Origin of the sequence: Criblamydia sequanensis CRIB-18 (assembly GCF_000750955.1) — a bacterium.
GTDB lineage: Bacteria > Chlamydiota > Chlamydiia > Chlamydiales > Criblamydiaceae > Criblamydia > Criblamydia sequanensis.
In genome coordinates this window covers 225,140-247,089 of record NZ_CCEJ010000005.1, presented here as the reverse complement: position 1 = coordinate 247,089, position 21,950 = coordinate 225,140, and the positions used below count along the sequence as shown (strand labels likewise).

19 protein-coding genes are annotated in these 21,950 nt (G+C 38.1%); 10 read left to right on the top strand and 9 right to left on the bottom strand.

Annotated features, from left to right (window positions below; all coding sequences use genetic code 11):
• The first annotated feature begins 183 nt into the window (after nt 1-183).
• The 3 genes from CSEC_RS06950 (at nt 184) to proS (ending at nt 6,018) form a co-directional block, all read left to right on the top strand.
• Nucleotides 184-3,444 (top strand): hypothetical protein, encoded by a 3,261-nt coding sequence (locus tag CSEC_RS06950; protein WP_041017713.1) that lies wholly within the window; start codon nt 184-186, stop codon nt 3,442-3,444.
• A 1-nt stretch (nt 3,445) separates the two neighbouring features.
• A complete protein-coding gene (locus CSEC_RS06945; protein ID WP_161780973.1) occupies nt 3,446-4,267 on the top strand; it encodes an aminotransferase class IV in 822 nt (273 codons plus the stop codon).
• 227 nt (nt 4,268-4,494) lie between these two features.
• Complete coding sequence (gene proS, locus CSEC_RS06940; protein WP_041017747.1) at nt 4,495-6,018, top strand: proline--tRNA ligase; 1,524 nt, start codon at nt 4,495-4,497, stop codon at nt 6,016-6,018.
• Here the strand turns inward: proS and CSEC_RS06935 are convergent.
• Nucleotides 6,015-6,332: a hypothetical protein gene (locus tag CSEC_RS06935; protein WP_041017711.1), complete on the bottom strand. Its 318-nt coding sequence runs from the start codon at nt 6,330-6,332 to the stop codon at nt 6,015-6,017. The genes proS and CSEC_RS06935 overlap by 4 nt on opposite strands.
• Nucleotides 6,333-6,413: 81 nt before the next feature.
• Here CSEC_RS06935 and CSEC_RS06930 point away from each other — a divergent pair, with 81 nt between their 5' ends.
• Both CSEC_RS06930 and CSEC_RS06925 read left to right on the top strand, forming a co-directional pair.
• The gene (locus CSEC_RS06930) at nt 6,414-6,926 is read left to right on the top strand and encodes a hypothetical protein (protein ID WP_041017710.1); all 513 of its coding nucleotides are present in this window, start codon (nt 6,414-6,416) and stop codon (nt 6,924-6,926) included.
• Nucleotides 6,927-6,995: 69 nt separating this feature from the next.
• Nucleotides 6,996-8,486 (top strand): tetratricopeptide repeat protein, encoded by a 1,491-nt coding sequence (locus CSEC_RS06925; RefSeq protein ID WP_041017709.1) that lies wholly within the window; start codon nt 6,996-6,998, stop codon nt 8,484-8,486.
• A gap of 31 nt (nt 8,487-8,517) precedes the next feature.
• Here the strand turns inward: CSEC_RS06925 and CSEC_RS06920 are convergent, their stop codons facing one another.
• Nucleotides 8,518-11,403 (bottom strand): insulinase family protein, encoded by a 2,886-nt coding sequence (locus CSEC_RS06920; RefSeq protein WP_041017708.1) that lies wholly within the window; start codon nt 11,401-11,403, stop codon nt 8,518-8,520.
• A 165-nt stretch (nt 11,404-11,568) separates the two neighbouring features.
• Here CSEC_RS06920 and CSEC_RS06915 point away from each other — a divergent pair, with 165 nt between their 5' ends.
• Together CSEC_RS06915 and CSEC_RS06910 are read left to right on the top strand one after the other, a co-directional pair.
• Nucleotides 11,569-12,345 carry a caspase family protein gene (locus CSEC_RS06915; RefSeq protein WP_041017707.1) on the top strand — a complete coding sequence of 259 codons (777 nt, stop codon included), beginning with the start codon at nt 11,569-11,571 and terminating at the stop codon, nt 12,343-12,345.
• A 75-nt stretch (nt 12,346-12,420) separates the two neighbouring features.
• Entirely contained in the window at nt 12,421-13,416 is a 996-nt protein-coding gene (locus tag CSEC_RS06910) for an F-box protein (protein ID WP_041017706.1), read from the top strand.
• Here CSEC_RS06910 and CSEC_RS06905 read toward each other — a convergent pair.
• From CSEC_RS06905 to CSEC_RS06895, 3 genes are all read right to left on the bottom strand, one after another.
• The gene (locus tag CSEC_RS06905) at nt 13,413-14,405 is read right to left on the bottom strand and encodes a 1-acyl-sn-glycerol-3-phosphate acyltransferase (RefSeq protein WP_041017705.1); all 993 of its coding nucleotides are present in this window, start codon (nt 14,403-14,405) and stop codon (nt 13,413-13,415) included. The genes CSEC_RS06910 and CSEC_RS06905 overlap by 4 nt on opposite strands.
• A 1-nt stretch (nt 14,406) precedes the next feature.
• On the bottom strand, nt 14,407-15,942 hold the full coding sequence (locus tag CSEC_RS06900; RefSeq protein WP_041017704.1) for an Rne/Rng family ribonuclease: 1,536 nt from the start codon (nt 15,940-15,942) through the stop codon (nt 14,407-14,409).
• Between the two features lie 390 nt (nt 15,943-16,332).
• On the bottom strand, nt 16,333-16,713 hold the full coding sequence (locus tag CSEC_RS06895) for a hypothetical protein (RefSeq protein ID WP_041017703.1): 381 nt from the start codon (nt 16,711-16,713) through the stop codon (nt 16,333-16,335).
• Between the two features lie 275 nt (nt 16,714-16,988).
• On the opposite strand from CSEC_RS06895, the gene CSEC_RS06890 reads away from it, so the two are divergent.
• From CSEC_RS06890 to CSEC_RS06885, 3 genes are read left to right on the top strand one after another with little or no spacing between them, the layout of a single operon-like run.
• Nucleotides 16,989-17,495 (top strand): YceD family protein, encoded by a 507-nt coding sequence (locus tag CSEC_RS06890; protein WP_053331866.1) that lies wholly within the window; start codon nt 16,989-16,991, stop codon nt 17,493-17,495.
• Nucleotides 17,496-17,500: 5 nt separating this feature from the next.
• Entirely contained in the window at nt 17,501-17,686 is a 186-nt protein-coding gene (gene rpmF / locus CSEC_RS13010; RefSeq protein WP_079978002.1) for a 50S ribosomal protein L32, read from the top strand.
• 10 nt (nt 17,687-17,696) lie between these two features.
• Nucleotides 17,697-18,722: a hypothetical protein gene (locus CSEC_RS06885; protein WP_041017702.1), complete on the top strand. Its 1,026-nt coding sequence runs from the start codon at nt 17,697-17,699 to the stop codon at nt 18,720-18,722.
• Here CSEC_RS06885 and CSEC_RS06880 read toward each other — a convergent pair.
• Genes CSEC_RS06880 through CSEC_RS06865 form a run of 4 tightly spaced genes read right to left on the bottom strand, consistent with a single transcriptional unit; the run spans nt 18,706 to nt 21,923 of the window.
• Nucleotides 18,706-19,362 carry a lysophospholipid acyltransferase family protein gene (locus tag CSEC_RS06880; protein WP_053331865.1) on the bottom strand — a complete coding sequence of 219 codons (657 nt, stop codon included), beginning with the start codon at nt 19,360-19,362 and terminating at the stop codon, nt 18,706-18,708. The genes CSEC_RS06885 and CSEC_RS06880 overlap by 17 nt on opposite strands.
• Nucleotides 19,363-20,526, bottom strand: coding sequence for a lipid-A-disaccharide synthase (lpxB, locus tag CSEC_RS06875; RefSeq protein WP_079978001.1), 1,164 nt, complete (start codon nt 20,524-20,526; stop codon nt 19,363-19,365).
• Between the two features lies 1 nt (nt 20,527).
• Nucleotides 20,528-21,202 (bottom strand): lipid-A-disaccharide synthase N-terminal domain-containing protein, encoded by a 675-nt coding sequence (locus CSEC_RS06870; RefSeq protein ID WP_041017701.1) that lies wholly within the window; start codon nt 21,200-21,202, stop codon nt 20,528-20,530.
• Between the two features lies 1 nt (nt 21,203).
• Nucleotides 21,204-21,923, bottom strand: coding sequence for a glycosyltransferase family 2 protein (locus tag CSEC_RS06865; RefSeq protein WP_041017700.1), 720 nt, complete (start codon nt 21,921-21,923; stop codon nt 21,204-21,206).
• Between the last annotated feature and the right edge of the window lie 27 nt (nt 21,924-21,950).

Here is a 21,950-nt window from a genome sequence, read left to right as displayed (position 1 = left end):
TTTTCCTTTTAAATAAATTAATTTTTTTTGTAAAAGTTCAGCTCAGTTGAATATCAAACTGTGTATAACTTTAGAAGTTTATATAATATTTTTTAATGTTAGTTAAATTAATTGATATTTTTATTTCTAAAAATTTGATATTAAAAATATATATACTCATCATATTAAATGGAGATGAGCTTTATGCATACTGAGTACAATCGTTCCTCTGCAGGATATTCTTCTTCTTCTTTTAACCCTTTTGATGAACCTACTGAACCGCACACAGAAGCTCCTTTGACTCCAAGAGGCGGAAGCAGTCCTACCGCTCAAAAGAAAGTGGTAGTAAAGGTTTCTGAAGGTGAAAGGGATGTTTGCTTCGAAATTCGTTTTCCATCAGACGATAATGAAACACGTACTCCTCATCAAGCCACGATTTTTTTTGATAATAACCCGATCCCTCTTTCTCCAAGAGCCGGAACGACGATTCCTCCTATAGGAAATACTGTTAAAGAAGCAAGCGCGGCTATTTTCCCGCCTTCGGGTGGTGGATCCGCTTCTTCTTCTTTAAGTTCTTTGCCAACCCCCACAAAGCCCCCCTTACCAAGAACCCCTTCAGATAGAGATAATAGAAGAGATAATAGACGAGGCCATCTAGACCCTGGGTTAGTAGCTTCAATTCGCAATCTGACCGGTGGAAAAGCGGGCAGACCCGAAATTCCCACTTTAAAAATATCCCAAAGTACACCTCCCGATTCTCCTGAAATTACAAGCACCTCTTCCGGACATAAAAATGAATCCCCTAGATCCACACATGGTTTTTTTAAAAAGGTAGGAGAAAAAGTAGGGAAGTTAAAAAGAAAAAAAGACAGCACTGAGAAAAAAGAAAAAAAAGGGGGGAAAGATAAAGTTAAATTTAAATCTAAATCTATTAAACCGCCGCCTCGCCGCCTTACCAAATTGGGAAGCGCTCCTGATTTGTACGCCTCAAAAGAAGATTCGGCATTAAATAAAAGAAAGGGCTCTTATAACGGAGCTCAATTAAAGGAAAGTTCAGGCAGCATTAGTGTGGATACGGGAAGACGTATTGGCAATCTAATAAAAAAGCATCACTCATTGGATTTATATAATTCAAAAAAACAATATGAGGAAATGGCCATTGGGTCTGAAAGCCCAAGACTCTATCCAACAATCTTTAAGCGCCTGGAGAAAAGGTTAAAATTTGAACCTTTCTCGAGTAATTTTAGAGATCAAGTTAAAGAAGTTATTCGAAATGAAATAAAAGGAGTTGAGCCTTTTTTGGAAGAGGTGGTTCAAAAAATGTACATGCCTTCTCGTGAAATCAGTGCTGTTGCTCCTTCTTTACTTTTCGCATCCTCCAAATTTAATAAGGAAACCCTGCCAAAATCCATTCTTTTATTAGAAAAAAAGCTATCTGAATTAATGAGAAAACCCTTTTTAACTCACAACGATTTGAATAGTTTGATTCCATTTCTTGTGGAAGCCTCTACACTTGAAATCAACGAAAAAGAGAAAGAAAAAAAGGAAATCAAGGTTCCTGAACCAATAAGAAGAGAATTAAAACTCCTTTTAAATGATGTTGCGAATAGGCCTTTTATTGGAAGGGATGAAATCCAAAATTTAACATCTCTTCTGGTTCGTAAAATTAATTGGAGACTCGAAAGAGAAGAATTCATTATTAAAGATTTAAGGCCGAGAATTGTAAAGCTCACCATTTTTTTAATTGACTCGATTTTAAAAGAGAAAAAAAGAAGCTTGCCAACCGACTATATCATGAGTAGACTTTATATTTTAGCTGCAAGGCCTCCTTCAAAAGACCCTAAGGAGACTCTTAAAAAAATAAATGCTTTAGATAAGAGATCGCCGCCGCCGCTTAGAAGAAATACCTCGCCTGAAGCATCCAAGGTAGTTAAACCTACCAATTTAACCACGACTCATTATAGCCCAATGCCGCTTAAGCCAAGGCATCAGAAAGAATGGCAATCGCTTGATCCAATACCTGAAGAAAAGATTGATGATAGTGAGGAAGAAGTCGCCTATTCAAGCTGCGACGATGAGGATTCAATTGTTGGGGAATTTCAAGAAACCGATTCAGGAGAGGCTCAAGAAGGAGATTTATTCCATAAAGCGAAAGGAAATGACCCTTCCCTAACTTATGAAAATGAAGAGGCGGCTGATGAAGATGATGGAAAAAGGGACTCTTTATCAAATGTAGAAGAACCCATCGAGCCGTCTCCTAATTCACCGACTAAAACTCCTCTTCGATTTAATAGTGATTATAAAACCCTTAAGCTGCCTTGTGGACATCAAAAAAACAAAATCGTAAAAAATGACAGGGAAGAGGAGCAAATCACAAAAGAAAGTAAAGGCAAAGAAAAGGAATTAGGCTCCACAGAAAACTTACTTCTTCAAATGAAAAGAATTTTAGATAAAGGCCATCCTCATGAAGAAATGAGCGAGGCTTTAAAATTTGGAAGCATGGATTGGGCAGCCAAATTTCTTGAAGCTATAAATGACTTGTTGTCAAGGGAATGGGGAAAGAAATTTTTAAGAGCTGCTTTAGGGGTCGATGAGAGTGAAGGCGACAAGATTTTAAGCCGCATTCAAAAATGGCTTTCGCCGGAAGGGAATGTTAAAATTTCAAACTTAGTTGAAACCGCTTTGAATGTAGCTTTAACACATAAAGTGCATCGCTTTTCTTGGGTAGATGAAGAAACAAAAATAGTGTTAAGAAGAGCCGACATTAATCGGGCTCTTTTTTGCGCCACCAAGGGGCTTTTATTGGAAAGTTTGAATATAAACAAACAACCTTTCATATTTATCCCCCCGGAAGGTGAGATTAAGGAATGGAAAAAAAGCTTCTATGAACAGCTTTTTAAGAGTTTATACATAAACGGAATGAAAACCGATGCCAGCCAAGAATTTATTTCGAACGAAGTTAAAAAATTTCTTTCAAACGAGCGAGCCTTTGGACAGGATATTCTGGGCTTTGTTACTCCTGAATTTAGAGGTGTTTATGATGCCACGCTAAGAGGTCTTATGCCGGTCTTTAATTCAACCTCATTTTCTTTAAAGGGAATACCTGGAATTAAAGTTGAATTTAATATTGATTCCGCTAAAAATTTTGAGAGTATAGAAGAGCGGACCTACGGCATTTATAGAAGAAGCGAGGGTCACCTAAACGAACTTGGAGAACCTCTATTGCTGCTTTACACAACGGCTAATACGAGATGCTTTGAAACGGCGGAGGGTGAAGAAAAAATTATACTATCCTTATCTGTTAAAAGAGGGGAGTATAGCAAAAATGCTTCTGAGAAAGAGCTTCAAACGTTAAGTTCGCAATTTAGCCACGTCAACCCTCTTGAAAAAATACATTTGCCCCTTCTTTTAGATTCTAATATCCTAGAAGTCATTGCGACAGTCGATGGAGAGAAGAGGGAATAAATTGAATCAAGAACCCCTTTCCTTAAATGGAAAACTTATTTCGAAAAATGAACTTTTATCAAGGGTTCAAGAAGACTCTCTTTTCCTTGGAAGGGGAGTCTTTACGACTCTTCTAGCCACACATGAGAAAATTTTTTTTTATAAAGAACATGAAAGAAGGCTTTATTGCCATGCAAAGGCCGTAGGGATAGAAGCTCCAAAAAAGTTATTAGACTTAAATGAAATTAAAGACCTTTGCTATAACACTTCTCTTGAGGGTTTATTTTTTCGATTAAAAGCAGTTCTTTTAAAAGAGGGATCCGGTTATCAAAAAATTCTTTTTTTAAAAAAGCTGGAAACACCAAAAAAAAAGGCTTTGTCGCTTGGAGTTTATCCACACCCTGTGAACTCTAGATTAAGCCGCATCAAAACTCTTTCTTATTTAGAAAGATCCCTTATCCATGAAAAAGCCCTTGAATCAGATTATGATGATATGATCTCGATTTCGGAGGAAGGGTATATCCTAGAGTGTTCTTACTCCAATTTGTTTTGGGTAAACGAGAATCATTTTTTTCTGCCTAGCTATAGACTCCCGTTACTCAAAGGGATTACAAGTCAAGTGATGCTAAGAATTGCAAAAAAGTTAGGGTTTGACATCAGCTTCGTTAAAATGAAAATTTCAGAACTTCCGAAAGAGGCGAATCTCTTTCGGTGCAACTCTCTTATTGGACTTGAAGCGATTCGTTCGATAAAAAAACAAGATTTTCCTTTAAATCCAGAGCTTTTCAATCTCTTTCAAAATGAATATGAAAAAGTACGGGAAGAAAGGGCTTATTGCCGTTGATGAAATTTCATTCTAGCTTTCGAATTGAAGCCCGTTGTATGCTAATCGGTAGTTTTTTATTAAACTTCTTTCGAAATTCACATCTATTTTTTTGAAGCATATGCGAGCATATGATTGAAAAATTTAAAAATATGATGTCAAAAATAGCCATTTAGAAATCGAATGGAGTCTCGAAAGGAGTCTAGTATTTGTCATTTTCTTACGAATTCAAAAAGGGCTTTTATTTTATGAGTAAAAACGAGGGGCGTTCTGCTATTTCCCCTAAAAGATCCGAAGACTATCCGGAATGGTACCAACAAGTGATAAAAGAAGCAGATCTGGCAGAAAACTCTTCTGTTCGAGGCTGCATGGTCATCAAACCTTGGGGCTATGGCATTTGGGAAAATATGAAACAGGAATTGGATGACCGCATAAAGAGCCTTGGCCATGAAAATGCTTATTTTCCCTTATTTATCCCTCTAAGCTTGCTCCAAAAAGAAGCCGATCATGTGGAAGGGTTTGCAAAAGAGTGCGCGGTTGTGACGCATCACAGGCTTGAGCTAAAAGATGGTAAGTTAGTTCCCTCAGGCGAGCTAGAAGAACCTCTTATTATTCGTCCCACCTCGGAAACCATTATCGGGGAATCCTTCTCAAAATGGATCGAGTCTTGGCGGGATCTTCCTCTCCTTATTAACCAATGGGCTAACGTAGTTCGCTGGGAAATGAGGCCGAGGCTTTTCCTTAGAACGGCTGAATTTCTTTGGCAAGAAGGTCATACAGTTCATGCAAGTGAAGGAGACGCTATTGAAGAAACCCTCCTGATGCTTGAGACTTACCGCTCTTTTATGGAAGAGGTTTTAGCCCTGCCTGTGATTATCGGAAGAAAGACCGAAAGCGAAAAGTTTCCTGGCGCTGTGGATACGTATTGCCTTGAAGCGATGATGCAAGATCGAAAAGCGATTCAAGCCGGAACCTCGCACTATCTAGGACAAAACTTCTCAAAGGCCTCGGATATTAAATTTACGAACAAGGAAGGCGAGCTGGAATATGGCTACACCACGTCTTGGGGAACCACGACCCGGATGATCGGGGCTCTTATCATGGCTCACGGAGACGATGACGGCTTAAGAATCCCCCCAAGGATTGCGCCAAAACAAATCGTTATTTTACCGATTGTTCCAAAACCTGAGCTAGAAGCTGAGGTGTATACCTACGCTGAAAAAATTGCATCAAGACTAAAAAACTTGGAATACCATGGAAATAAGCTCAGCGTTATAGTGGACAAGCGGGATAAAAGGGGCGGTGAAAAGAGTTGGGAATGGATAAAGAAAGGAATCCCCATCCGAATTGAAGTGGGCCCAAGGGATGTCGAATCTCAAAGCGCGATTTTGCTAAGAAGGGATAAGGGTGTGAAAGAAAAGCAGCCCTTGCTTATTGAAGCGTTAGAAGAGACCGTCCTTAAAGTTTTAGATGAAATTCAGCAAGGGTACTTGAAGGAAGCTAAGAATTTTAGAGACGCTCACATCAAAAAAGACATCAAAAATTTCGAAGAATTTAAGAAATTTTTCACCCCTAAAGATAAAGAAAAACCTGAAATTCATGGAGGGTTTGTTTTGGCAAAATGGTGCGGCGATCCGGAATCTGAAAAAATTCTTGATGAGCTTAAAGTTTCAATTAGATGCCTCCCCCTTGATCAAAGTGGAACCCAAGGAACCTGTGTTTTAACGGGGAAAGAAGCAACAATTGATGCGATCTTCGCAAAAAGCTACTAGCGGCAAAAAATCCAGTGGGGGGCGACTTCTTTTCGCTCCTCCATTCTTTGCTTGTTTTGAGAGGGGGAATATAGGGCGCTAAGGCTTAAATCCGATTTTTCCGAGACTAGCCTTTGTAATTCTTTCAGGATTTCAAATTCTTGAGGGGAAAAATTTTCCGGATTTTTTAGGAATAGATGGAGTTCCTCTGGGGTGCAACCGATTTCGTTAAAAAGTTTAGAGATAGCCTCATTTTGTCTTTCGACTTCTAAGGTTAGCTCGTGGATCTTCTTTTCGAGATTTTTTGTTTTGTTTTCCGAAAGCTCAAAAAACATACTGATTCCTTAAGGATTTAAATGAACATTTTAAAATATTTCTTTATTATTTGCAAGTAAATACAATTATAGGAACAAATCTTGTTTAATTATGCTCTTATTCTAGGTTTTTTGTTAGCTTTTTTAATTCATTACCTCATGAGAATTTTTATTTTTTCCCCTTTTAGACAAGAATTTACCCAAAAGAAACTGGCCGAGCTTATGCAAAAAAATGAGCTTGGCAAAGAAGCCATCGAGGTTCTCTTTAATTCTCTGCATTTGGATGCTATCGCTCAAGAGAAAATCAAAGCTGTCTTAAATGGAATAAAAAAAGAACTTTCCATTCCTCCTGTTTTCTTCTTGCCAACCTTGGAAGAAAAAATCATGCAGAAAGGGATTGCAGAATTTCATAAACTCTCTTACGAGCTTAAAAATAAAGCCATCTTAGAAACAGATAGCCAGGATTTTTATAGCAACCTGATTAATAAATGGTTTTTATATTTGGAAAAGAAGAGGTCTTACTATTTATGGGGCCTAACTTTTCTTAGTTTTATAGTGGGAGTGTCTCTTGCTCTTTCAGCTCACGGGATTCAGCTGCTTCTTAAACTAAACTAAGTTTGTACTTGCGAATCTCCCCCTCTTAAGGATAAATATAAATTTATGGTTCTAACTTGAGAGATAAAATTGTCCAGGCACATAGTTGAAGAGTTTACGCCTTTTTCAAAGTCTCTTCTCTGGAAATTACAGATTAAAGCCTATCAAGAATTTGCTCTTAAAGCCTGGACAGAGAAAGGCGTTCCTTTTTACCTGACAAGCTCTCCTCTGACTGCCAAAAGTTTTGCTTGGCTTTCTTCTGCTTATATTGAAGATCTTCTTATACAAAATGAACGAATTGAGATCATTTTTTTTGATCTTGGTGCCGGCACAGGCAGATTTGCCTATCTCTTCCTTAAATTTTTTCAAGAATTGAGCGCTCCATTCAAAGACAGGATATCCTTTAAATATGTGATGACAGATATCAGCGAAGAAAATTTACTCTTTCTAGAAAATCATTTTCGCTTAAGGCCATTTTTTGATGCCGGAATTGCGGATACGGCTCTTTTTTTTCATAATCAAAAAGAGCCTATTAAGCTTAGAAAGTCTCATCAAACTCTTGATCAGTTAAATAACGCTATTTTAATTGCTAATTATTTCTTTGATACGATCCCGCAAGAGCTTTATCGGGTAACAGGAGGAATAAAGGAAAAAGGGTTTGTAAAATTAACCCTGCCTGAAAATAAAAAAGGAGATTTTATTTCAGATTGGATATCAGATCTTGAAATGGAATCTAAATTTGAAGAATTTTTAGAAGAAGATGGCAAGGCTTCGGAGCTGCTCGATTATTACTCTAATCATTTGGATAATGTCCCTTTTTTAATGCCTTTAGGAGCATTTGAAGTTCTAGAAGGCTTTCAAAACATAAGCAAAAAGCCGCTTCTTTTCTTAGCTTGCGATCAAGGCGCTGCAACCCTTGATCAAGTGAGGCATGAGAAATGGATCCGGCTTGATAAACATGGCACCTTTTCAATTCCTGTAAGCTATCATGCTTTAAATCTTTACCTTAAAAATAGAGGGGGTTTTGGCCTTCTTCCCAAGCTTCCCGATCCGAAATTTTTATCCATGACGGGACTCCTAAATGGCGAAGAAAAGGATTTCCCTCATCTGATTCAAGCTTTCAATGTGACTATCGCGGATTTTGAGCCAAAAGACTATTGGCTCTTAATTGGCGAAATGGAAAACCTTGAAATCACATCTCTTAAGCTTTTGCTTCTTTTGCTAAAGCTTGGAGGCTTTGACCCTGCTATTTTTTTCACTTTTTTTCCCCTTATAAGAAAAGCTCTTGAGTTAGATAAAGGAAACAGAAAAGAGCTTTTAAATGCTTTGGAAGAGGTAAGTGAAAACTTTTATCCTGTTTCTAAAAGCGAGCGCGATTTATGGCAAAATCTAGGGGTCATAGCTTTTGAAGCGGCTTTTTTCAATCACGCTATAAACTATTTTGAGGAAGCCATCAGATGGGGAGGGGAGACAAAAGAACTCTTGCAAAATCTAGCGGCTGCTTTTTTTAAAATAGGCGACATGGAAAAAGCAAAAGCTTGCCAACAAAAAGCCAAGCTTTTGAGAGTAGATGAATGTTAGGCTTCTTTTTGAAAGAAGCCCTATTATTCCCTTATGGAACGTAAGTTAATTCTTTCTTGACGACTTCGAGGGATTCGGCTCTTTTGTATTGCAAAAAGGATTCATCTTCTACCAAACCGTTTAATAGGATCGCAGCCCGGGCTTTATTTTTTTTACCAAGAACTTTTTTTGAGTAATTGATGAAGTCCTCGTAGGTTAAGCTTTCTAAGGCTTTTAGTCTTTGATCCAGCCAAGTAAAATCATCGTATTGCAGATAAATATAAGAGAGCAGTTTTCCCATTTCGCTTAAGCTTTTGGCAGGATTTTTTAATAAATAAACAGCGGCGCTTTTTAAGTTATTAAAACGCTCTTCCGGAATATTTTCTTTAATATCCCGAGTGAAAGTTTCAATGAAAAGCTCAAACCTTGCTAAAAGATCTTCCGTGCTATGAGAGCTTGATTGCACAAGAAAATATTGAAAAAGAGCTTTTTCCGCTTCTTCTCCTTGTGCTTGTACAATATACCCCGTCTGCTGTTTCGTCCTTAATTCAGAAAAGAAAGGTTCGCTTAAAGATTGTGAAAGAAGGTGGTGGGAAGCTCTTTTTTCAAAACTAAATGGGAAAGGCGTTTCGATCGCTAAAATGGCGGCATTGCCTTTAGAGGCTATCGGTTTTGAAATATAGAAAGGGGATTCTTGGGCGCCAAGATCGACAATGCTAGGTCTTTTAATTTGGTCTTTAGGAAGAGGATTTTTTACTAAGGAGGAGGTTAGATTTTTAGCAATGTCTGTTGCTTTTTCTCCTGAGATATCACCAAAAACCAATCCCTTTATAAAAGCCTCATCGAAAAAGTGCGAGACCCATTTAGCAAAATCCTCTTTTGTGATCTGTTTTAGTTCGATCAATTTTTGGGTGGGAAGCGTGCTTTCCTTATAAAGGAGCGCTTTTAACTCATCTACTCCTTGATTAATAGGCGGGCTTAATGGAAAATTTCCCCACTCTCTTGATAGCGCGTCTTTAGCGGTATCAAATTGCGAAATGATGGCCTTAGGGTCTTTTAAAGTTTGAATCATAGCTTGCAGAACATCATCAATGCTATCGCTAAATCCATCTACTGTCAGAAGAATGCCATAAATTCCTTTTTTAATATCAAAGTCCATTCCTGCAACTTTTGCAGGGTAGGTCAAAGGATTTAAGGCTTCTCTAATGCTTCTTAAGTAAAGTTCTAGCAATGTTTGGCTTCTCACATCTTCTAAAGTGGAAGCTTTCGTATGAATCTGGAAGTTTAACGTGGATTGCGGAAGCCTAAAGCTTGTGTCCTTAGCGTAGTAGAGTTCTTGAAAAGCGGTGTCTAAAATTAATTTGGGTATAGGGAGAAGCGTGTCGCGAGTTTCAGTTTCTTCAAGTGGATGTACGGCTACATTTTTTGGAAGAAAACGATTTTTTTCAGGAAGGTCGATCGCTTTATTTAGTTTGATATTTTTAAAGCGATTTAAATCCTCAGGAGTTAAAGAGGTAATTCCATAGCGTACATGAAGCCAAGGTTCTTCTTGATCCGCTTTATAAGGCACTTCGCCTTTAGGGGCCTTTAAATAAATATGCATGTTTTGCAAAGATAAATAAGAAAGCAAATTCATGACTGCTTTTTCATCATATTTTTTTGTGACAAGGCTTCTTTCCGGATAGGTTGAAAGAGGCTCTTCAATGATCCTAATGCCTTGCATCATTAAATCGGAAAAGAGATTTTCCCTGGATTGAAACTGATAGGACAAGGTCTGAATTTGATTAATGTCATCAAAAAGCATTTTAGGAAATTTTTTCTCTTTAAAATTAGCAACCGCTTGTAAAAATCTCTCAAGCACGGTTTGCCAATTTGCAACCCCTTTTGCGGTTAAGCCAATTTGAACGTAAATTTCAAGTTTTTTGCCTCCGAAATGTAAATCCCCGCACGTTAGGGATTCTGCAAGGCCTTCTTTTTTCAAGGCATTTAATAGAGAAGTTTCGCTTTCATCGCCAAGCACACTGCAAACAACGCTATAAGGCTTAGAATCAAGCATTTTTTTATATTTTTCGGGCACTTCAAACGTTAAATTTAGAGTTCTTAGTTCCTGCAAAGGCTCAATGTAGATTAATTTTCCGGCAAAGGAAGGGTTCGATAAAGGCCCTGCAATATCCGTCTTTATGATCTCTCTTTTGGGGATGCCGCTAAAATCTTTAATCACAAGTTGCTTTAACTCTTCTAAGGGCTGTTTCCCGACCACAATCAATTTCATGATATGAGCGCTATAGTTAGTTTCATACCATTTTTTAAGCTCATCTTGCGTCACTTTGGAAAGCGATTTACTATTACCCATATAGAAGGCGCGCTTCCGATATTCAGGGGAGGCTAAATCATAATGGACATAAAGATCTCTAAAATCTTCGTTCTCGATGTTTTTAGAGTATTCTTGGTCGATAGCATTAAGCTCTCTTGCTACACCGGAAGGTGAAAAAAGAGGTTTTTTAAAAAAACTTGAAAAGCGAGAGAGAGCCCCTTCCAAGCCATCGGGGTCTACTGTGAATAAAAAAGTCGTGGCATCAGAGGTTGTGAAAGCGTTCGCACTTCCGCCATGGTCTTTGATATAGCGTTGGTATTCCGACTCATCGGGGTATTCCTCTGTCCCTAAAAAAAGCATGTGCTCTAAAAAATGCGCCATCCCGGGGTGCTCTAAAGGATCGGAAAATCCGCCTGTTAGCACAGTTAAAACAGCCCCCGTTTTATCAGTATCAGGGTCTGAGATGATAAAGGCTTCAAGTCCATTATCGAGTCTTAATTTAACGCTTTTCTGATCTTTTAGAGAAGGAGTTAGAATGGGGATAGTTCTTTCATCTTTAATCGTTTCAAGGGCGTCAATTTGGTTGATAACAAATAAGCCTAGGAGAAAAAAAAGAAATTTCATGGAGAAGTCTATCCTTTCAAGGGTCTAATGAACTTAAACTAGATTAGCGAAAGCTTCAATTTAAGAGGAAAAAATTTTTTAAAAATATTATTTTTTTATGGTTAACATTTTATTAACATTTTTTGGTTAAGATAATTATTTATATATTTAAAGCCTGGTGTCTTTGTGTTAAAAAACGTAAAATTAATTTTATTATTCTTAATAGTTTGTTTTGCAACTTCTCTAACTGCTGCTAATTTAGATGTTTTTCTAATTTGCGATACGGAAGCGGATGGGATTGGCCCATCTGTTAGAACAAATCTTTTAAAAATGGAAGGTTTTGCTAAAGAACTTTCCCGGACTCTAAATTATGATCTCAAGCTGCATGTTTTTAAAGACAAAAAAGCTGATTCCACCTTTATTAATCAAATTAAAAATTTACGCTGCAAAAGCGATGGAATCGTTATTTTTTATTGGGCAGGGCACGGCTATCGGGAAACAACAAAAAAGAATCCTTGGCCAAGCTTTTCATTTCACAATGATAGCAAGAAGGGCATTGATTTTATTCATGTAGTACAACTACTTAAACAGAAAAAACCGAAAATGATTCTTGCGATTGCGGATACTTGCAATAGCACTATCCCGGATTCAAATGCGCCTCTTCTTGTAAAAGGGATAGCAACGGATGCGGTCAGGGCAAATAACCACTCGGTTAATCTAAAAAAATTGTTCAATCAGAAGGGCGTTTTTGTTTTCTCAAGTTCATCCCCCGGACAACCCTCTTGGTACTGGGTAATGCCGGAAGGCGGTTTTTTTACGATTGCTTTATTTAAAGCGATGGATGAAGAGCTAAGTTTGCAAAGAGAACCTAGTTGGAATACTATTTTTGAAAAATCAAAAGTATATATAAATGAACAAGGGCCGCCGGAAATACAAACGCCTCAGTTCGGCCAATTAAGATAGAAAGAAATCCTATTCTTGTTAATTTCTGCAGAACATTTTATCATGATGAGTTTCATGGTGAAATGTGAGTTCCGGATGAGCCCTGAATTAAAGATCCGATCCCTTTTTTTTGAATGGGAAGAATTCGAAATGAAAGGGGACACGATAAGATCTAATCGCTTAGCTTTAATTTTTCGCGACCTTCAAAAACTTTCATTTAAAGACCTTGATTACGAATTTAATATTCCGATTTTAACACTTTGGCAGTATAAACTTGCTCAAATTAAAGATGCGCCTTTTGATCTTCAAATAGAAGCTATAAGGGTCTATATAAAAATAGCCGGTTTTTTTAATTGCCATAATCTTTTTCTAAGCCTGCCTACAGAGATTCTTTATCACATACAATCCTTTTTAACACCTCTGGACACACTGAGCTTTTTATCCTCATGCTCTTGTGTATACCGCCTGTCCCATCTAGAAATTTTTTGGAGGGCTTTTGGAAAGCAGCATTTTGGCTTGAAGAACTTAGAAGAGCCGAAAAAGGAAATCTTATCTATTGTCAAAGTGTTGCAAATGGGGATACCTGCCGGAGTATTTGAGACTGTATCTAACACCCTAATAGGCCTTTTTGACCATGTTTTCTGCTCTTTTCCTATCATGGAAGGAAGAAGCGGTAAAAAGTTTAATCGGTATGCGTTTGAAATCAATAAAGTGATTTACCATTTCCACGACAAGAATTCTATCATCCTAAACGGTTTGATATTTTATCTTCTAAAAAAAAATTATAAACCGGATTCCGAGAGCCTTGTTTTATCCTTGCGCTATTTAAATAAGTGGGCCCCGGACGAGCTTATAAGTTTAATCGTTCTTCTTGCAAAAAATACTCAAGCAGATGCGCTTTGCTTGGAGGAAGCTTTTTTAAACCTAAACAATTGGGGATTTGCCCCGTTTAAGGATCTTGCCAGGGCTTTAATGGATTCGGGAGCAAAGGGGAGCGAGGTTTTTTTACCTTATTTAAACAATTTTGAGAGCTGGAGTGAAGAAGAGAAAAAGGAGATGATATCGATTCTAAAAGGCAATAAGCAAGATTAATTTTCTGTAAGAGCTCGATACTGGCTATTAATCTGATTCCAAATTTTTTCAGCCCGTTTCTTTCGAATTTCAGTTTTTATAGAAGAGCCTTCATCGGAAGATAAATCGAGTTCGCTTCCAAAAAAAAGAAATAGGGGAGTTGCTTTTGGCAATCTTTCTTCCCCAAGCTCATCATCGACACTGCTTGGAGGGGGTAGTAAATCATAAGTGGACAGGGCGAGAGGATAAAAGTGAGTGGGCCTTCTGCACTTATCTTTTAACAAACGAAAGAGTTCAATGCTTTGAGGGTCAAAAAAGCTAAGCTGAATCTTTCCCTTTTCGTCTGCCCTATCTCTTCCACCGCTTGGAGCGACCCATATGCACTTCCCTCCTTCACTTAAAAGATCACTCATTTTCTGAATGGTTCTTTGATTGTGTTGAAGCTTTTTCATTTTCTCTTCGGGAGGATGTTCTATTCTTTTTTTGGAATAGATGCAAAATAAGTTTAATCCTTTGCTTAAAGGGATGGCTAAAGGGTCAGTCGTGACTCTATGACCCGCCACAAAAATCATGTTTTCAGCAAGTTTTGGATGAGTTTTCTCAAGAAGCAAGCAAATGGCTTGAGGGTCGGGTTCTGTTTGATGGTTTGAAAAGAGGATGACATTTTCATTCCGGTTTAATTTAGATTCGATTTGATCTAAGTATTCAAGCCCTCTTACTTGAGATTTATCTAAATTCACAAGAGGTCGAATAAGGTTTAAACCAAATTGATAGTAGTTGAAAGGGCTTACGATTTTTTCATGAAAAGGTTGAAAAAGATAAGGCTCTTTGATTTCTGAATCGACAAGGTCGAGATAGGTTTTTAAAAGGGGGACGGATTCACTTTCATTTTTTCCGATTCTCTTTAAGGCTGAAATATAGTCGGCAAGAAACCGCTTAAGGATTTCTTGCAGCCTTTTTGGAATACTGCCTTTTTCCATCAAATAAACAAGCAGCTCTTCCCCTTCCATCCTAGACCTCTATCTTGACATTGTTGATGGTGGAATAGAAATGATATTCGTTAAGGTGAAGGTTTTCATCCGTTGTAAATTCAAGGTGCGCATTCAGCTCATCGGCAAGCGACTTGAGATAGCCTTTATCGATAACATTTAGATAATGATCCACTTCCGGGTGCACAACAAGCTTTAATCCATATTGTTCGTGGCAGCGGACTACTTTTTTTAAGCCTCTTTCAATTTCAATTGAAATGCTTTCATTGTTTTTAATATTGCCGCTTCCGGAGCAATAAGGGCAGCTTGTAAAGACAGTTTGCAAAAGCGAGCCTCTTTGTCTTTGCCTTGTCATCTCAACTAAGCCAAATTCGCTCATTCCAAGTATAGTGCATTTCGCCGAATCATCTTTCATGCATTCTTTTAAGCGGTCAAGGACGCGTCTTTGATTTTTCCGAAGGCGCATATCGATAAAATCGCAGATGATTAAGCCTCCGACGTTGCGTATGCGAAGCTGCCTTGCAATTTCTTCCGCTGCTTCCAGGTTTATTCTAACAAGGGATTCTTCCACATCGACATCAGAACCTGTGCTTCTTCCTGAGTTGACGTCTACCGTATGCATGGCTTCTGTTTTATCAAAAAAGAGGTAGCCTCCGCTTCCTAGCCATATTTTTCTTCGAAGCGATTTTTCAATTTCTTTTTCAACGTTGAAGCGCTCAAGCATTGGGGTTTTATCGCGATAATATTCAATTCTGAGAGGATGCTCCCCGGAATAGCGTGTGCATAGCTTTTTACAAGTTTGGTAAACTTTGTAATCATCAATTAAAACGCGGTCAAATCGTTTGTCAATGGCGGTTAAAATAGCTTTTTTAATTAAGCCGGATTCCTCAAAAAGAAGCTTGGAGTCATTGGAATTGTGGAAGCTTTCCATAATAGTTTTCCAATTATCCAAAAGCTCGCTTGCTTCATCAATTAGCTGCTCTTTTGTGGCCTGCGAGCTGGCTGTCCTGCAAATAAGGCCCATATCTTGCGGCATTTCAAAAGAGCGTATCAATTTCTTAAGCCTGTCTCTTGCAGCTTTATCTTCAATTTTTCTTGAGACCCCTCTATGGGTTGAGTTAGGAAGAAGGACAAGGTATCTTCCGGCTATCGATATATTGGCTGTAAGCCTTGCGCCTTTTGTGCCTATAGCTTCTTTGACGACTTGAACTAAGACCGGCTGATCCGGTTTCATGAGCTGGTCGATATCGACGTTGCCGGCCTGATTTTGATTTTCTGAAGTTTCTTGCTCCATATCAAAATCCATTCCGTAAAGCTCTTCTAGCTTTTTCATATTTGAAACGATATCTGAAATATGAATAAATCCATTTTCACCTTCTCCGATATCGATGAAGGCTGATTGAATATTTCTTAAGATGTTGGTGACGCGTCCGCGATATATATTGCCTGTTAGCTGGCGCTCTTTTTTTCTTTCGACAATGAGGTCATGAAGCAAACCATTTCGAAGATGTGCATAGCGTATTTCTTTTGACTCGATATTGAGAAGAATCTCTTCCATTGACTACCCTTAGTTGGAGGAACTTGCAGTTGCTCGATTAATTGGAGACAAAGAGTTTTTTTAATTAAATTGCATAAGAATGCAAGAATCGCTTCGGGAAATATTCGGATCAAAAAAACTCTTTAAACCCAACTTGCTATCTTAAATGGTTCAAAGTCGAATGCTTTTTCTTTAGAAACGCTCAAATCTTTGGCTCTCAAGAGTTAAGTCCAATAGAAGGACTGATTTTGGAGTGGTTCCTAAAGGAAAAATAATTTCGAATATGGACTCATCTAATTAAGCAGCAGCTTGGGTTTTAATCGACCCTAATTTTTAGGATCTTTTCTTAAAATGTAAATTATAGGGGAAAAAACAGTGAAATTCAACTTAAATCCTTACGTGGAAAAGGGATTATTTTACAGGGGGATCCCCTGGCTCATCTTTTAGTTTTTTGAAAAACTCGTTGAACCTTTCTACAAGATCACTAAGACTTTCAGCCTGATCTTTGATGTCTTGGGAATAATCGCCTTCCTGAATGCTTTTTTTACAGGCCTCATCCAAGGAATTGCAAAGGTCGTTAATGACCCCTAAAAATTTATTGAATTTATTTTCGAAATTTTTAAGATCGCTTGTATCGAGCCACATATTATCCCTATTTTCGGGAGTATTGGGCGGGTAGGGAATTAAAAAATGCACCTTCGGCTTTTGTTCCGAAGAGGAGGGGGGCTCAAGAAATTCGATAATCCACTTTGTTTTGGCACCCGCAACATGATCGTTATAGCGGTGTTCCATAGAACCAAATCCTAGTATAATTCTATTTTTTTATTATAAAATTAATTGTTGATATTTAACAATCTTAAACATGTTTTAGATCTATTTTTTAATTAATTCTTAAAAATCGATCCGAAATTGTTTTTTAACATAAAAGGTTTGACCTCTTCTTTTGAAAAATTTCCGCGTCCTTCTACGAAAAATCCTTCAAATAAAACCCAATTTTTTGTAAATTAAAAGCTTGTTTAGTTGTTTTTTGCAATTCGACGTAAGTTTTTGATTTGAGCAGCGGATATATGGAAGAAGAGTTCAAAATTTTTGTGGATCGATTGAAGCATGGGGAAGTCGAGGAAATCGATGAATCCTACGATCCTTCCTTTCTTTCCATCCAGGAAAAAGAACTTGTTTTTCCGGAACCTATTAATGTTCAAGGAGAAGCTTATATTGCCGAAGAGGATCTTGTCTTAAGGCTTGATATTGATACTAAAGCTATCCTCCCCTGTAGAATTTGCAATAACCCGGTAAACGTAGACATTGTACTAGAAGGTCATTACCATATTGTTCCGCTTAGTGAAATCAAAAGCGGGGTATATTCGGTAAAAGATCATATTAGAGAAACTTTGCTTCTTGAAACTCCTCAATTTGCGGAATGCGACGATATGTGTCCCGAAAGAGAAAAGCTTAAGCATTTTTTCTCAAACTCAAAAAATGAAGATATAAACCACCCTACTTATCAGCCTTTTCAAAACTTGAAGTTGGGTGAAATTAACCAAATAGATGAAAAACCTCTTGAGGAGAAGTAAAGATCATGGCCGTACCACGCAACCGTCTTTCGACGTCTAGGAAGAATTCCAGAAGATCTCATCACGCTAAGAAACCAAAACAAACCCGTACTTGTTCAAACTGTGGAACACTAAAAATACCCCATACTGTTTGCAATTCATGCGGAGCTTATGGCAATGGCTTGATGATGGGATCAAAACAAGAAGAGTAATTAAGAATCAATGACCCCCATCAGCGCTTCTTTAAGCACTCCTTATTGGCGAATTGGTCTTGATTTAATGGGAAGTGACACTTCTCCAGATAGTCTTCTTAATGCTGTTCTTGATGGGAAAACAGCTTTTCTTCCTTTTCAAATTACATGCTTTGTTCAAAAAAAATTTTACCCTGCATGCCGTGCTCTTTTAAAAAAGAGCGCCTCTAAAAATATTTTTCTTAAGTCCTGTTCCCATTACATTTCTCAGGAAGACGACCCTTTAAAAGCGCTTGTTGAAAAAGAGGATTCTACGACAAGAGTTGGGGTTTTCATGCTGAAAAATCAAGAGCTGGATGCCTTTATATCGCTTGGCAGCACAGGAGCCTTAATTGGCGCTTCAACCCTATTTCTAAAAAAAATTCCCTTAATTAAAAGACCGATGCTCGTGGCCAAGCTTCCTAGTAAAAAAGGCTCTATTTACATTTCCGATGTTGGGGGTAACGCAAGCCCGCGAACTTCAAATATTGTCCAGTCGGCTTTTCTTGCAGCCGCTTACGCCTCCTACGATAACCCGGAAAAAAAGATACGCCTTGGGCTTCTAAATATCGGAAGCGAAGGGCATAAAGGGTCTCCTTTCCATCGTGATGCCTTTATAGAAATCAAGGCAATTTTTAAAGATAATGAAAAGGTGGAGTTTGTTGGGAATGTGGAACCGAACGTTGCCTTTTCCGGCAAGGTAGATGCCTTAGCCTCTGATGGGGTGACCGGCAATATCTTTTTGAAAACAGCGGAAGGGATGTCAGACTTTATTTTTGATGTGATAAGTGCTACAAAAGACGGAAAATCTAGATGCGTTTCATCTGAGTTGACCTCCATGTTTGACTATTCAGAGTACCCTGGGGCTATTGTCGGCGGAGTGGAAGAGCTTGTAATTAAGTGCCATGGCTATTCTACCTCTAAAAGTATTGGGCATACCCTATTTAAAGCAAAAGAGCTTCTTCAAGGCCAATTCATAAACAAATACAAAAAAATGATCCTTAACTGGAAAGTCTAGAAAGTTCATCTGCTAAAAGCAAACCTTCTTCAACTTTGAGATTATTTTCTTCAACGTCCGGAAAAATCGGATTCCCGAATACGACTTTTATTCTAGAGAAAGGCTTTGGAATTTGCATTCTATCCCAGGTGGAAAGAGTAAAGCAAGAACTTGCGCTCCAGCTTAAGGGGATGACAAGAGCCTCAGCCATCACTTGAGCTTTAGATAGGCCAAGTTTGACTTTTTTTGGAGGGCCTCTCGGTCCATCAGGGGTGATGACTAAAATACGCCCTTCTTTTTTTATTTCACATATTGCTTCTTTAAGCCCGGCAAATCGAGCGTTATGAGAAACCCGTACCGAGATGGCTTGAGGGTAGCTTTCAACCACGGTCGAAATAATTTCCCCATCCCGGCTTCGACTGATAAGCGCCGCATAACGAAACTCCTTCGCAAATTTTTTTAAAAGTTCGGGAGCTATCGCTAACCGGCTATGCCAGAGAGCTAAAATGCAAGCCTTATCTTTTTGACTCTTTTTAAAGGTTTCAAGCCCGGCCACTTCGACCCGGCAGGTTTTGATTAAAAGGTGAAGGACGGCTTTAAATAAGGAAGCAAAAAATTGGGGGAGTGTTTTTTGAATAATAAAATAATAAAGCTTTTTCATTTACGTGATAAAGGGGGTAATCGCTTTTAAAAGTCTTTCTTTTCCATTTTCTATCTTAAGCATTTCCTTGACTTTTTGACACTCTATCAAAATTTTTTGCCTTTCTAAAGTTTGCGTGAGATAAGGCCTAAGTGTGTTCGCGTAACAGACCGGGTTTTCCGGGTTTCTTATAAACTCAGGAAAAATAGTTTTTTCTGCGAGGATATTAGCAATTGAAAAATGGGGCAGTTTCAACCGAAAGAGGTATTTAGCTAAGAAGCGATTCAGAAAAGAGGTTTCGTACGTGACAAGAGTTGGACAGCCATGGAGAGCAAGCTCCAAGGTCACGGTCCCGCATTTGGCGATAGCAGCAGTTGTAGATCGCATAAGCTCATAGCTTAGTTCCTGAGGAATAAAAGCTATTTTTCTTCTTTTCTTGGATAATGGGCTTTTCTTTAAGATTTGCTTCATCTTCGTCAATAAATTGGGCCTTGCCACAGAAATTGCCAACTGAAGATCGGGAAAAGAATCTAAAAGAAGTTTTGCACTTTCAAGCTGTTTAATAAAATTTCTTTCGATTTCTTTAGTGCGGCTTCCCGGAAAAAGAGAGAGGAGCGGCTGGTTTAAATTAAGCTCGAAATTCAAATTCCAATGAGTGAGATAAGGGTGGTTGGCTATTTTTTCAGCGACGGGATTGCCAATGTACTCAACTTTTAAAGAGCTATTTTTAAATAGCTCTTTCTCAAAGGGGTAGATGGTTAAAAGAAGATCGAAGCATTTTTCTAATGTTTTGATCCTCGATTTTCGCCAGGCCCAGACAGTTGGGCAGATCATTTGAACGATTTTCCCCTTGAATCCTTTTTTTCTAAGGGATTTTGCGAGCAATAAATTAAATTCCGGGTAATCGATTAAAATTACAGCTTTTGGCGATTTCTTTAAGATGGCATTTCTTATTTTATAAAATTTTTTTATAAGGGAGGGCAGATTAAAAAGAACATCTTGGAAACCCATCACCATAAAACTTTCTGTCGGAAAAAGCGCTTTCAACCCGGCTTTTCTCATCCTTTTTCCGCCGACACCCCAAAGTTCATCGTCTTTGTTTTGAGAAGCTAAAAGGGAAACTAGAACTTCGCCATGAATATCGCCGCTATCTTCTCCGGCAAAAAGGAACACGTTCGGATTCACTTTAAGAGACCCTCTCTTCTTTTTTTATTAACATTAAGTTTCTTAGGATGGGAATTAAATTGCCGACCGGGCCGATGGCATTCACCACATCCAGCTGAGTTAAAAAATAAAAGAGACAAAAAAAACTCCCTATAAAACTAATTTGCCAAAACGTTTTATCAAGGGTGCTTATCCGATTTTTTTCTGAACGCCACCATTGATACCAAAATCGGCTGTTGAAGAGAAATAAACCTAAAACTCCAAATCCATGCCAGATATAAAATAAAAAACCATCATTAAAGTTAAGGGGTGAAAATGGGCTTCTAAACCATTTGGGGTCGCCTTCAAACCATAGAGTTTGAAAATTGAAATAGAGTGAAACTAATAGAAGATTTGCAAAACCTAAAAAAAGAGTGCTTTTTAACGATAGCCTTTGATGCGTCCCTTTTAAAAGATCAAGATTGCGGATTGAAATAATCGCATTAATGGCTTGAACGATAGAGACATGGTATTGCAATTGTATCAAGCTATGCAATAAAAGCGAAAGATTGCCGGCAAGCGAAAAATGCCAGAAAATTTTAGGAACAGAGCTTCTTTTTTTGACTTCGCTAACCCCCCATTGGCTTAAGGTGCGAAGACCAAAAAAAAAGGTGGAGATAAAACCCAAAGGATAGAGTAATTCTTGAAAAGAAGCCATCTTAGGGAAGCTCTTTTTCAATTTTGTAAACAAGCGTTCGCTTTAGCATCCAGCGGACTGCAAGCATATCATAAACTGTGTTGAGCGAGCGGTTAAAAAAGTGGTACTTGGTTTTTCCGGACGCTCTTTCCCTATGCGAAACTTTAATTTCTTTAATCTTTAAGCCTTCCATAAGAAATAAAGCGGGTAAAAAACGGTGCATTCCGTGAAAAAGCTTAATTTTATTTAAAGCTTCTTTTCGATAGGCTTTTAAAGAGCAGCCCGTATCGCTTACCCCATCTTTACAGACAAAGCTTCGGACCTTGTTCGCAATTTTTGAAATCCAACGTTTTGAAAAAGTATCTTTTCTTTTTTGCCTTACGCCTAAAACAAGATCAAAGCCTGAATTTATAGCTTCGATTAGCTTTGGAATATCTTTTGGGTCATTTTGCCTATCGCCATCAAGTGTGATCACGATCTGGCCTTGCGCTGCTTTAAAACCGGCATCAAAGGCGCTTGATTGGCCAAAGTTATTCGAAAAAACCAACACTTTTAAAAATTTTTTAGAAAGCACGAGATTTTTTAAAATCTGAAGGGTAGAATCAGTTGAGCCGTCATCAATGCAAATGACTTCGAAAGGCTCGTTAAGAGCCGGCATAACAGCTTCGATTTCTTCAATAAGTTTTTCTATGTTTCCTTCTTCATTTTTTAAAGGAATGACAAGCGAGTATTTAATTTTCATAAGTGCTTTCTTCAAGGTTTCTTAATT

What these genes read in the sequence shown, in the direction of transcription:
- CSEC_RS06910 (WP_041017706.1), top strand. Translation starts at nt 12,421, where the DNA reads ATGAGCCCTGAATTAAAGATCCGATCCCTTTTTTTTGAATGGGAAGAA.
- CSEC_RS06885 (WP_041017702.1), top strand. Translation starts at nt 17,697, where the DNA reads ATGACCCCCATCAGCGCTTCTTTAAGCACTCCTTATTGGCGAATTGGT.
- CSEC_RS06920 (WP_041017708.1), bottom strand. Translation starts at nt 11,403, where the DNA reads ATGAAATTTCTTTTTTTTCTCCTAGGCTTATTTGTTATCAACCAAATT.
- CSEC_RS06905 (WP_041017705.1), bottom strand. Translation starts at nt 14,405, where the DNA reads ATGGAAGGGGAAGAGCTGCTTGTTTATTTGATGGAAAAAGGCAGTATT.
- rpmF (WP_079978002.1), top strand. Translation starts at nt 17,501, where the DNA reads ATGGCCGTACCACGCAACCGTCTTTCGACGTCTAGGAAGAATTCCAGA.
- CSEC_RS06865 (WP_041017700.1), bottom strand. Translation starts at nt 21,923, where the DNA reads ATGAAAATTAAATACTCGCTTGTCATTCCTTTAAAAAATGAAGAAGGA.
- CSEC_RS06950 (WP_041017713.1), top strand. Translation starts at nt 184, where the DNA reads ATGCATACTGAGTACAATCGTTCCTCTGCAGGATATTCTTCTTCTTCT.
- proS (WP_041017747.1), top strand. Translation starts at nt 4,495, where the DNA reads ATGAGTAAAAACGAGGGGCGTTCTGCTATTTCCCCTAAAAGATCCGAA.
- CSEC_RS06870 (WP_041017701.1), bottom strand. Translation starts at nt 21,202, where the DNA reads ATGGCTTCTTTTCAAGAATTACTCTATCCTTTGGGTTTTATCTCCACC.
- CSEC_RS06900 (WP_041017704.1), bottom strand. Translation starts at nt 15,942, where the DNA reads ATGGAAGAGATTCTTCTCAATATCGAGTCAAAAGAAATACGCTATGCA.
- CSEC_RS06890 (WP_053331866.1), top strand. Translation starts at nt 16,989, where the DNA reads ATGGAAGAAGAGTTCAAAATTTTTGTGGATCGATTGAAGCATGGGGAA.
- CSEC_RS06935 (WP_041017711.1), bottom strand. Translation starts at nt 6,332, where the DNA reads ATGTTTTTTGAGCTTTCGGAAAACAAAACAAAAAATCTCGAAAAGAAG.
- CSEC_RS06880 (WP_053331865.1), bottom strand. Translation starts at nt 19,362, where the DNA reads ATGAAAAAGCTTTATTATTTTATTATTCAAAAAACACTCCCCCAATTT.
- CSEC_RS06895 (WP_041017703.1), bottom strand. Translation starts at nt 16,713, where the DNA reads ATGGAACACCGCTATAACGATCATGTTGCGGGTGCCAAAACAAAGTGG.